Here is an 11,255-nt window from a genome sequence, read left to right on the forward strand (position 1 = left end):
ACCGCGGGCGAGGCCCTGACGTGGCCGTGATCGGGTACCGGCGCGATTCCGACGACGAGGTCGGCAGCCACCAACGTGACGCGTTGGCCGGTGCGTCGTGCGAACGCGTCTACGTCGACCGGGCCACCGGCCCGCGGGCTCGTCGCCCCGAGCTGCAGAAGGCGTTGTCCTCCCTCCGGGAGGGCGACGTCTTCGTCGTCTCACGCCTCGACCGGCTCGGCGGCACCCTGGCCGAGGTGGTCGCGCTGATCGCCTCGCTCGACGACCGGGGCGTGGCCTTCCGCTCGATCGACGACGACATCGACGAGCTCGGCGCCTGGGGGCGGTTCTTCTTCCGTGCCGCGGGGGCGCTCGCCTCGTACGAGTCGACGATCGCCGACGAGCCGGCCCGGGCCGTCGAGCGGAGACGTCAGGAGGCGCACTACAAGCGCCGGGGCGCGCCCGCCCTCAGCCGGCGGCGGCTCCAGATCGCCCGCGACATGCTCCGCGACGAGGCGAGCCTCGTCGACGTCGCCCGGCACCTCGACGTGCCGCTGCGGACGCTCCGCGAGGGGCTGGCGGAGGCGGAGGCGGACCGGCCCCGGGACGACCCCCGGGCGCCTGCCCGCCGGGACCCGACCCGCTGACCAGGGCCGCCGTGCCGTCTGCCTCCGACTCGACCGTCCCTTGACACGGAGGGGCGTCCGGGTCCAGCCTCCCCGGCATGAGCCTCTTCATCACCTGCCCGGTCGAGAGCGTCGAGCGCGCGACGGCCTTCTACTCCGCCCTCGGCTGGGCCCTGCGGCCGGAGATGTCCGGCCCCGGCGGATCGTGCTTCGTGGTCACCGGCGACCAGCACGTCATGCTCGTCAGCCGCGAGCAGTACACGGCCGTCGGTGCGACGGAGGAACTGGTCGGGGCACCCGGGACGCCCTCGCCGGTGACGGTGTCGTTCGACCTCGAGAGCCGCGAGGCGGTCGACGACCTCGTCGCGCGCGCCGCGGCCGCGGGCGGACGCGTCGGCGACACCGACGAGTACCCGTTCATGTACCAGCGGCAGTTCGACGACCCCGACGGCTACCACTGGTCGCCGTTCTGGATGACCGCCGTCACGGAGGGCGACGCCCCGGCGTCGTCCTGACGGCGACGCGGGCCGAGGCCCTCGGCGGCCGGGCAGCGACCTGACCTCACGGACGACGGAAGAGGAGACCGGGCCCTCCCGGTGCCTCCAGACGAATCTCGGTGCCCCCAGAAGGATTCGAACCTTCGCCCCTGCCTCCGGAGGGCAGTGCTCTATCCCCTGAGCTATGGGGGCCAGGGTCGACGTCAAGGCTAGCAGCCCGCAGGGTCGCCGACGGACACGGGTCGGCCCCGCCTGGGGCGCGGCCCAGCGGGCGGGTGCACTCTGGGGCGGTGACCCACGACGACGACTCCGCCCGCGCCTCCCACGCTCCCTCTTCTCCCGCCTCCGGTGGCGGCGACGGTTCGGGGCAGGGCGGCCGCCGCTCGCTCCGCGACCGGGTGCGCGGCGCCCGCCGGCCCGAGATCGACGTGGCGCCCCTCGGCCCCGAGCAGGCGCCCCCGGAGCCGATCGAGCTGTTCCTCGCCTGGCTCGACGACGCGGTGGAGGCCGGGGTGGCGCAGCCGCACGCGATGACCCTGTCGACCGCCTCGACCGCCTCGGGGCCGACCGCGCGCACCCTCCTGCTCAAGGAGGTCGACGACGCCTTCTGGTTCACCACCTCGTCGCTCAGCCCCAAGGGCCGCCAGATCGCCGACGACCCCCGCGTCGCCCTGACCCTCGCCTGGAGCGACCTCGGCCGGCAGGTCCGCGTGCTCGGCGACGCCGTCCCCGGGCCGCGCGACGTCAGCGAGGACGACTTCCGGGCGCGGCACCCCGACTCCCGGGCCGTCGCGATCGCGATGCCGCAGAGCACCGAGATCCCCGGCGCTGAGCAGGCCGACGCGGCCCTCGACGAGGCGCGACGCCGGCTCGACGACGAGCCCGACCTCGTGCCCGACGACTGGACCGCCTACCGCGTGGCGCCCGTCTCGGTCGAGTTCTGGCAGGGCACGACGGGCCGCGACCAGGTGCGCCTGCGGTACGACCGGGTCGGCGACGGCTGGCGCCGCGCCTCCCTCTGGCCCTGAGCCGGTCGTAACGTCGCGACACACGGGTGGCGCACGGCCACGACGGTGACGACCATGGGTCCATGCCGATCGAGACGCGAGCCCCCGGAGTCCGCCCCGGCGCGCGCCTGGCCGTCGTCGAGGTCACCCGCCGTCGCCCGCACGCGCCGGAGCACCACGCCTACGTGCAGACGCTGAACGAGCGCGTCGTCGCCGAGGCACGCCGGGCGGGTTGGTCGGCCGAGCGCCTGGCCGCCGACGACCTCGGCGTCGACGCCCTCCTGGCCGCCACGCGCGACGCCGACGCGGTCGTCGTCGTCGGGGGAGAGGACCTCGCCCCCCACCACTACGGCGCCCCGGGCGGCTACCCCGGCGAGGGGCGACACCTCGAGGTCGCCGACGCCGGCCAGCTCGCCGTCGTCCGCCGGGCGGTGCGCCTCGGCACGCCCCTGCTCGGCATCTGCCGCGGCCACCAGGTGATCAACGTCGCCCTCGGCGGCACCCTCGTGCAGCACCTCGACGACGAGGCCGGCCTGCACCGCGGCACGGGCTCCGTCGAGCAGCTCATGACCGACCACGACGTCGACCTCGTCGCCGGCACGCGCCTGCGGGAGGCGCTGGTCCGGTCGAGCGCCCTGGTCCGGAGCGCCCACCACCAGGCCGTCGGCCTCCTCGGCGAGGGCCTGCGCGTCGCGGCACGGTCCCGCGACGGCGAGGTGGAGGCGATCGAGCACGTCACCGCGCCGGTCACCGGGGTGCAGTGGCACCCCGAGGACCGCGGCGCCGAGGCCTGGCAGCTGCCGCTCCTGCTCGGGCAGCTCGCCGCCCGCGAGGCGTCGGCGCGCCGCGCCGCCTAGCCCGCGCCGCCTTCGCCCACCGCGGCGAGGAGCTGCGTCATCACCGGCTCGGCCGACCCGGGCTCCGCGAAGGTCGTCGACTCGGCCACGACGAGGCGACCGGTGGGCAGGGCACGGGCGACGCCCGTGCCGCCGTGCAGGCTGAAGTAGCCCTCCACCCCGTAGCTCGGCACGGAGTTGCTCGAGGCGACGAGGTCGTTCGCGATCGCGGTGAGGCTGGCCTCGTCGTACGCGGCGACGCCCACCGTCACGTGGTCGCCGGCGGCGTCGACCCAGTCGCAGACCGTCCCGTCGGCCTCCGCCACCTGGGCGAGGGCGTCGTCGAGCGCGCCCGCGTCGGGGGCGTCGGCGGCGGCGAGGCCGGGCCACAGCGAGGGCAGCACGCCCGCGGCGGGGTCGAGCAGGGCGGCGCAGTCGAGGGCGAGCGGGGTGCTCACGAGCGGCGGCGGCGTGTAGCCGGCGGCGGCGGTGGGCGTGGCGCCGGTCGTCGAGGGCGAGGGGGCGGCCGAGGCGGACGACGAGGACGACGGCCCGGCGCCCGGGGCCGACGTCGTGCACCCGGTCAGGGCTGCGGCCCCGAGGGCCAGGGCGGAGGCGGCGACGACCAGGGCGGGGACGCGAGCCGGGGGTCGGGGGCGGCGGGACGACATGCCCCCATCCTCCCCGACGCGGCCCGTGGCCGGCTCGGAGGGGGCGCCGCGACGGGTCGTCGCCCGGGCAGGCGGCCGCCCGGCAGCCGGTACGATCGTCTCTCGTGACCCCCGCCGAACTCTCCTCCTCCCTGCTCGCCGTCGTCCAGGGCGTCCTCGAGCGCCGAGGGGTCGGCGACGACGTCACCGTGGCCCCCGCCGACGTCGTCCTCGAGCGCCCCAAGAACCGCGACCACGGCGACTGGACGTCGAACGTCGCCATGAAGTTCGCGAAGCGCGTCGGCGTCCCGCCCCGCGAGCTCGCCACGGAGCTGGCGGGCGAGCTCGCCGAGGTCGACGGCGTCGCCGACGTCGACGTCGCGGGCCCGGGCTTCATCAACGTGCGGCTCGACGCGGCCGCGGCCGGTCAGCTGGCCCGCACGATCGTCGAGCAGGGCGAGGCCTTCGGCCGCGGCGACTACTACGCCGGCGTGACGATCGACCTCGAGTTCGTGTCGGCCAACCCGACCGGCCCCATCCACCTGGGCGGCGTCCGCTGGGCGGCCGTGGGCGACAGCCTCGCCCGCGTCTTCCAGGCCCAGGGCGCCCTCGTCACCCGCGAGTACTACTTCAACGACCACGGCGGGCAGATCGACCGCTTCGCCCGCAGCCTCGTCGCCCGCTCGTTCGGCGAGCCCACCCCGGAGGACGGCTACGGCGGCGAGTACATCACCGACATCGCCGACCGCGTCGTCGCGGCGCACGACGGCGACCTCCGGGCCCTGCCGCGCGACGAGGCGCAGGAGGTCTTCCGCGCCGCGGGCGTCGACTTCATGTTCAGCGACATCAAGTCGTCGCTCCACGACTTCGGCGTCGACTTCGACGTCTTCTTCCACGAGAACTCCCTGCACGAGTCGAAGGCCGTCGAGCGCGCCGTCGCGCGCCTCACCGAGCTCGGGCACATCTACGAGGCCGAGGGCGCGACCTGGCTGCGCACGACGGAGTTCGGCGACGACCGCGACCGCGTCGTCATCAAGAGCGACGGCGAGGCGGCGTACATCGCCGGCGACCTCGCCTACTACCTCGACAAGCGCGAGCGGGGCTTCGAGCGCAACCTGATCATGCTGGGCGCCGACCACCACGGCTACGTCGGCCGCATGATGGCGATGTGCGCGGCCTTCGGCGACGAGCCGGGCGTCAACCTCGAGATCCTCATCGGCCAGATGGTCAACCTGCTGAAGGACGGCGAGCCCTTCCGCATGTCGAAGCGCAACGGCACCGTCGTCACGATGGAGGACCTCGTCGACGCCGTCGGCGTCGACGCCGGGCGTTACTCGCTCGTCCGCAGTCCCGTGAACAGCTCGATCGACATCGACCTCGACCTGCTGACGCGCCGCACGAACGACAACCCCGTCTTCTACGTGCAGTACGCCCACGCCCGCACCCGGTCCGTCGCACGCAACGCCGCGGCCGCGGGGGTCACCCGCGACGCCTTCGACGCGTCGCTGCTCTCGCACCCCACCGAGAGCGCTCTCCTCGGCGTCCTCGCCGAGCTGCCCCGCGTCGTCACGCAGGCGGCCGAGCTGCGCGAGCCGCACCGCGTGGCGCGCTACATCGAGGAGCTGGCCGGCACCTACCACCGCTGGTACGACAGCTGCCGGGTCACCCCCCTCGGCGACGAGGAGGTCACCGACCTGCACCGCACGCGGCTGTGGCTGAACGACGCCGCGGGCCAGGTCGTCCGCAACGGTCTCGGCCTCCTGGGCGTCTCCGCGCCCGACCGCATGTGACCTGACCGGCGCGGGGCGCGACTCCGCCCGGTCGTCCTGAGAAGATGTCGGGATGAGCGACGAGAGCGACAGCGACTTCTTCGAGGCCCGTCCGGTCGAGCGTCGGCGGCTCCGCAGCGCGGGGGCCGGGCTGTTCATCCTCGTCGGCGTCCTCGTCGGCCTGGCCGTGCTCGCCGTGATCGCCGACGTCGTCGTGCGCTCGGTCGTCGAGAGCCGCGCCGCGGCGGAGGTCCAGACGTCCACGGGCCTCGACGACGTCGAGGTCGAGGTGCACGGCACCTCGGTGCTCTGGCAGATCGCGCAGGGCTCGCTCGACGACGTCACGCTGACCTCCGGGGTCGAGGGCGACCCCGTCGTGGTCCGCGTCGACGTCGCCGACGTGCCGACCTCGCTCGAGGGCGACTCCGGGCCCGTCACGGGCACGATCACGGCCGACCAGGCGACGGTCGACGGCCTCGAGGCGCTCCGCCAGCAGGGTGCGTCGCTGGCGCTGGGCGACGACGCGGTCACGTACTCGCGGTCGTTCTCGGTGCCGATCGTCGGCGACGTCCCCGTGGCCGTCACCGCGGTGCCCAGCCTGAGCGACGACGGCCGGTCCGTCTCGTTCGCCCCGACCACCGCCTCCCTGCCCGACACGTCGCTGCAGATCGACCTGACCCCCTTCCTCGGCGACTTCGCCACCTCGGTCTGCCTCGCCGAGCAGCTGCCGGCGTCGGTCACCGCCACGGCCCTCGACGTGCGCTCCGGCGAGGTCACGGTCGACCTCGCCTCGCCCGGGCTGCCCCTGACGAGCTCCGCGCTGTCCGAGAAGGGCAGCTGCTCGTAGCCGGCGACCGCGGCCGACGTCACGTGGCCCGGCTCGTCGTCGCCTGTCGGTAGGCTCTCTGACGTCACGCGCGCGACCACGTCGCGCGCGGCGACCCCCGTCCCGCCGACCCTGGAGAGGCCCCGTGTCGAACCCCCTCGCCCCCGCCTGGCTCCGCGAGCCCCACGACCTCGCCGAGCTCGACGCGAGCGTCTGGTCGCGCACGGCCCGGCGCTCGGACGAGGGCGAGATCGTGCTGGGCGGCGTGGGCGTGACCGAGCTCGCGCAGACCTACGGCACTCCGCTCTACGTGCTCGACGAGGCCGACGTCCGCAGCCGGGCCGCCCAGACCGTCGAGGCCTTCCGCCGTGAGTTCGCCCGGGTCGGGACGACCGTCAAGGTCTACTACGCCGCGAAGGCCTTCCTCTCCGCCGAGGTGGCCCGCTGGGTCTCCGAGGCCGGGATGGCCGTCGACATCTGCACGGCCGGCGAGTTCGCCGTCGCCCGGGCCGCCGGCGTGGAGCCCGCCCGGATGGGCTTCCACGGCAACAACAAGTCCGACGCCGAGCTCGACCGCACGGTCGCGGCGGGCATCGGCGCGGTCGTCATCGACAGCGCGGAGGAGGTCGACCGGGTGGCCGACGTCGCCGCGCGCCACGGCGTGGTCCAGGCCGTTCGCCTCCGGGTCAACTCCGGCGTCCACGCGAGCACCCACGAGTACCTCGCCACGGCGCGGGAGGACCAGAAGTTCGGGGTGCCGCTGAGCGAGACCGCCGCCGTCGTGGCCGCGGTGCGTGCCCGGCCGTCGCTGCGCTTCCTCGGGCTGCACTCCCACATCGGCTCGCAGATCTTCGGCTCCGACGGCTTCGCCGAGGCCGCCCGGCGCCTGCTCGCCGTCCACGCGGGCCTCCTCGCCGACGGCGAGGTGCCCGAGCTCAACCTCGGCGGCGGCTTCGGCATCGCCTACACGAGCGCCGACGACGCCCGCTCGATCGACGAGCTCGCGGCGGCCCTCGCCGACATCGTCCGGGCCGAGTGCACCGACCGGGGCATCCCCGTCCCGGTCGTGGCCGTGGAGCCGGGCCGGACGATCGTCGGCCCCGGCGGCACCACGCTCTACACGACCGGCACGATCAAGGACGTCACCGTCGCGGTCGACGAGGTCGACGTCGACGCCGTGGCGACCGAGTCCGACCTCGCGGCGGCCGCCGACGAGGCCGTGGCGCTCGGTCGGCCCGCGGCCAGCGCGGTCCGTCGGTACGTCAGCGTCGACGGCGGCATGAGCGACAACGCGCGGACGGCCCTCTACGCGGCCGACTACTCCGTGGCCCTCGCGGGGCGCGCCTCCTCGGCTCCTCCCGTGCTCGTGCGCGTCGCCGGCAAGCACTGCGAGAGCGGCGACGTCGTCGTCCTGGCCGACTGGCTGCCCTCCGACGTGGCGCGCGGAGACCTGCTGGCCGTGCCCGCCACCGGTGCCTACTGCCACAGCCTGTCGAGCAACTACAACCACGTCGGCCGGCCCGCCGTGGTGGCGGTGCTCGACGGCGCCTCGCGCGTCATCGTGCGCGGCGAGTCGGAGGCCGACCTGCTCTCGCGCGACGCTGGCCTCGACCAGCCGGCCCGCGACTCCTCGTGACGAACGACCCTCCCTCGTCGGCCCCGCCCGCCCCCGGTCGCCGCAGCACCCCCACAGAACGGAACACCATGATCGAATACCGCAACGTGCGGGTCGCCCTGATCGGCGCCGGCTCGGTCGGCTCGCAGGTGGCCCGGCTGCTGCTCGAGCAGGCCGACGAGCTGGCTGGCCGCGCCGGCGCGGGCATCGAGCTCGTTGGCATCGGCGTCCGTGACGTCGACGCGCCCCGCGACGTCGACCTGCCCCGCGAGCTCCTCACGACCGACGTCGAGTCGCTCATCCTCGGGGCCGACATCGTCGTCGAGCTCATGGGCGGGCTCGAGCCGGCCCGTCAGTACGTGCTCGCGGCGCTGAACTCGGGCGCCGACGTGGTCACCGGCAACAAGGCGCTGCTGGCCAGCCACGGCCCCGAGCTGTTCGAGGCGGCCGAGCAGGTGGGCGCTCAGCTCTACTACGAGGCCGCGGTGGCCGGCGCCATCCCGATCATCCGTCCGCTCCGCGACAGCCTCGCCGGTGACCGCATCGTCCGCATCATGGGGATCGTCAACGGCACGACCAACTTCATCCTCGACCGGATGGACACCGACGGCGACACCCTCGAGGCCGCCCTCGCGACGGCGACCGAGCTGGGCTACGCCGAGGCCGACCCCACCGCCGACATCGGCGGCTACGACGCCGCGCAGAAGGCCGCGATCCTCGCGAGCCTCGCGTTCCACACGACCGTCCCCCTCGTCGCGGTGCACCGCGAGGGCATCACCGAGGTGACCCACGAGCAGGTGGTCGCGGCCCGCAAGGCCGGCTACGTCGTCAAGATCCTCGCGATCTGCGAGCGGCTGCTCGACGCCGACGGCGTCGAGGGCGTCAGCGCCCGCGTCTACCCGGCCCTGGTGCCGCTCGAGCACCCCCTCGCCACGGTGCACGGCGCCAAGAACGCCGTGTTCGTCGAGGCCGAGGCCGCGGGCGACCTCATGTTCTACGGCGCGGGCGCCGGGGGAGTGGAGACGGCCTCGGCCGTGCTCGGCGACCTCGTCTCCGCCGCCCGACGGCACGTGATCGGCGGCCCGGGCCTCGCCGAGTCCACGCACGCCGACCTCCGCGTGCTGCCCATCGGCGACGTGGTCACGCGCTACCAGGTGACGCTCGACGTGGCCGACCAGCCCGGCGTGCTCGCCGAGGTGGCCGGCGTGCTCAGCGACCACGGCGTCAGCGTCCACAGCGTCGAGCAGACCGGCGGGGTCCCGCCCCTGGCGTCACACGGCGACGTCGAGGCCCCGGCGACCGCTACCCTGATCATCGGCACGCACCGTGCCCGCGAGTCCGCCCTCGCCGCCACGGTCGAGGCCCTCCGCACCACCCCGGTCGTGAACTCCGTCACGAGCGTCCTGAGAGTCGAAGGAGCCTGATGGCCCACCAGTGGCAGGGTGTCCTGCGCGAGTACGCCGACCGTCTCGACGTCACCGAGGCGACGCCCGTCGTCACCCTCGGCGAGGGCGGCACGCCCCTCATCCCGGCGCCGGCCCTCTCGGCCCGCACCGGCGCGAAGGTCTACGTCAAGTACGAGGGCATGAACCCCACGGGCTCCTTCAAGGACCGCGGCATGACGATGGCGATCTCGAAGGCCGTCGAGCACGGCGCGAAGGCCGTGATCTGCGCCTCCACCGGCAACACCTCGGCCTCGGCCGCCGCCTACGCCGCGCACGCCGGCATCACCGCCGCCGTGCTCGTGCCCGAGGGCAAGATCGCGATGGGCAAGCTCAGCCAGGCCGTCGCGCACGACGGGCAGCTGCTGCAGATCCAGGGCAACTTCGACGACTGCCTCGACATCGCGCGCGACCTCGCCGCGAACTACCCGGTGCACCTCGTCAACTCGGTCAACAACGACCGCATCGAGGGCCAGAAGACGGCGGCCTTCGAGGTCGTCGACGTGCTGGGCGACGCCCCCGACTTCCACTTCATCCCGGTCGGCAACGCCGGCAACTACACGGCCTACACCCGGGGCTACCGCGAAGACCTCGAGGCCGGCCGCGCCACGCGCCTGCCCCGCATGTTCGGCTTCCAGGCGGCGGGCTCCGCGCCCATCGTCGCCGGCGAGGTCGTGCGCCAGCCCGAGACGATCGCCAGCGCCATCCGCATCGGCAACCCCGCGTCGTGGCAGCTGGCCCTCGAGGCCCGCGACCTCACCGACGGCTGGTTCGGGGCCATCACCGACGAGGCCATCCTCGCCGCGCAGAAGATCCTGTCGGCCGAGGTGGGCGTGTTCGTCGAGCCGGCCTCCGCGATCAGCGTCGCCGGCCTGCTCGAGCGGGCCGACGCGGGCGTCGTGCCCGCCGGCGCCACGGTCGTGCTCACGGTGACGGGCCACGGCCTGAAAGACCCACAGTGGGCCCTCCGCAAGGCCGACGGCACCGACGTGCAGCCGACGGTGGTCGCGAGCGACACCGCGCGCGTCGCCGAGGTGCTCGGGCTCGTCCCGGCCTCTGCATGACCACCGGCCCGGCCGTGAGGTCGGTCGTCGTCAAGGTGCCGGCCACCTCGGCCAACCTGGGCCCGGGCTTCGACACCCTGGGGCTCGCGCTGTCGCACTACGACAGGCTCGTGGTCTCCGAGACCCGGGGCGCCGGAGTCGCGGTGCACGTCGACGGGGTCGGCGCCGGCGAGGTGCCCACCGACGAGAGCAACCTCGTCGTGCGCTCGATCGCGGCCACGTACCGTGCTGCGGGCGTGCCGCTGCCGGGCCTGCGGCTCGAGGCGCGCAACGCGATCCCGCACGGGCGGGGCCTCGGCTCCTCCGCCGCGGCCATCGTCTCCGGCGTCATGGCGGCCAAGGGCCTCCTCGAGGGGCGCGTCGACTTCACGCCCGACCAGCTGCTGGCGGTCGCGACGGAGCTCGAGGGGCACCCCGACAACGTCGCGCCGGCCCTGTTCGGCGGCCTGACGATCGCGTGGACCACCTCGGCCGGGCCCTCGCACAAGAGGCTCCTCGTGCACCGGGGCGTCTCGCCGGTCGTCTTCGTGCCCGAGACGACCCTGTCGACCTCGCTGGCGCGGAGCCTCCAGCCGGCCTCCGTGCCCCACGAGGACGCCACGTTCAACGTGTCGCGGTCGGCCCTGCTCGTGGCGGCGCTCATCCAGAGCCCCGAGCTGCTGCTCGCGGCGACGGAGGACCGCCTGCACCAGAGCTACCGGGCGAGCGCCATGCCCGAGACCGACATGCTCATCCGGGTCCTGCGCCAGGCGGGGCTCGCGGCCGTCGTGTCGGGGGCCGGGCCCTCGTTGCTCGTGCTCGGCAGCGACCCGGCGCAGCGCCTCCTGGCGGCTCAGCTCGTGGCCGAGAACGCCCTGTCGGCGTGGCGCCCGCTGATGCTCGCCGTGGACCTCCGAGGTGCTACAGTGAACGCGCACCCGGTAGAAAACTGAGATCTCCTGGGC

11 protein-coding genes and 1 tRNA gene are annotated in these 11,255 nt (G+C 74.5%); 10 read left to right on the forward strand and 2 right to left on the reverse strand.

Features of this window, described 5'->3' with window-relative positions; translation table 11 throughout:
- The first annotated feature begins 20 nt into the window (after positions 1-20).
- The gene (locus tag JOE43_RS09320) at positions 21-626 is read left to right on the forward strand and encodes a recombinase family protein (RefSeq protein WP_209517249.1); all 606 of its coding nucleotides are present in this window, start codon (positions 21-23) and stop codon (positions 624-626) included.
- Positions 627-703: 77 nt separating this feature from the next.
- Positions 704-1,120, forward strand: coding sequence for a VOC family protein (locus tag JOE43_RS09325; RefSeq protein ID WP_209517251.1), 417 nt, complete (start codon positions 704-706; stop codon positions 1,118-1,120).
- 102 nt (positions 1,121-1,222) lie between these two features.
- Here the strand turns inward: JOE43_RS09325 and JOE43_RS09330 are convergent.
- A tRNA-Arg gene (locus JOE43_RS09330) sits at positions 1,223-1,294 on the reverse strand.
- 98 nt (positions 1,295-1,392) lie between these two features.
- Here JOE43_RS09330 and JOE43_RS15955 point away from each other — a divergent pair.
- Both JOE43_RS15955 and JOE43_RS09340 read left to right on the forward strand, forming a co-directional pair.
- Complete coding sequence (locus JOE43_RS15955) at positions 1,393-2,130, forward strand: pyridoxal 5'-phosphate synthase (RefSeq protein ID WP_209517253.1); 738 nt, start codon at positions 1,393-1,395, stop codon at positions 2,128-2,130.
- Positions 2,131-2,192: 62 nt separating this feature from the next.
- A complete protein-coding gene (locus tag JOE43_RS09340) occupies positions 2,193-2,966 on the forward strand; it encodes a gamma-glutamyl-gamma-aminobutyrate hydrolase family protein (protein ID WP_209517255.1) in 774 nt (257 codons plus the stop codon).
- Here JOE43_RS09340 and JOE43_RS09345 read toward each other — a convergent pair.
- Positions 2,963-3,616: a hypothetical protein gene (locus JOE43_RS09345; protein ID WP_209517257.1), complete on the reverse strand. Its 654-nt coding sequence runs from the start codon at positions 3,614-3,616 to the stop codon at positions 2,963-2,965. The genes JOE43_RS09340 and JOE43_RS09345 overlap by 4 nt on opposite strands.
- Positions 3,617-3,720: 104 nt before the next feature.
- On the opposite strand from JOE43_RS09345, the gene argS reads away from it, so the two are divergent.
- From argS to thrB, 6 genes are all read left to right on the forward strand, one after another.
- Entirely contained in the window at positions 3,721-5,385 is a 1,665-nt protein-coding gene (gene argS, locus JOE43_RS09350; protein WP_209517259.1) for an arginine--tRNA ligase, read from the forward strand.
- Between the two features lie 52 nt (positions 5,386-5,437).
- Positions 5,438-6,211 (forward strand): LmeA family phospholipid-binding protein, encoded by a 774-nt coding sequence (locus tag JOE43_RS09355; RefSeq protein ID WP_209517261.1) that lies wholly within the window; start codon positions 5,438-5,440, stop codon positions 6,209-6,211.
- Positions 6,212-6,335: 124 nt separating this feature from the next.
- Positions 6,336-7,826: an alanine racemase gene (locus JOE43_RS09360; RefSeq protein ID WP_209517263.1), complete on the forward strand. Its 1,491-nt coding sequence runs from the start codon at positions 6,336-6,338 to the stop codon at positions 7,824-7,826.
- 68 nt (positions 7,827-7,894) lie between these two features.
- Entirely contained in the window at positions 7,895-9,229 is a 1,335-nt protein-coding gene (locus JOE43_RS09365) for a homoserine dehydrogenase (RefSeq protein ID WP_056053924.1), read from the forward strand.
- Complete coding sequence (gene thrC / locus JOE43_RS09370; protein ID WP_056053927.1) at positions 9,229-10,311, forward strand: threonine synthase; 1,083 nt, start codon at positions 9,229-9,231, stop codon at positions 10,309-10,311. The genes JOE43_RS09365 and thrC overlap by 1 nt, the downstream gene beginning before the upstream one ends.
- Positions 10,308-11,243, forward strand: a complete 936-nt coding sequence (gene thrB / locus JOE43_RS09375; protein WP_209517265.1) for a homoserine kinase — start codon at positions 10,308-10,310, stop codon at positions 11,241-11,243. Before thrC ends, thrB begins: the two co-directional genes overlap by 4 nt.
- The last annotated feature ends 12 nt before the right edge of the window (positions 11,244-11,255 follow it).

It is taken from the genome of Frigoribacterium sp. PvP121, from assembly GCF_017833115.1.
GTDB classification, from domain to species: Bacteria; Actinomycetota; Actinomycetes; order Actinomycetales; family Microbacteriaceae; genus Frigoribacterium; species Frigoribacterium endophyticum.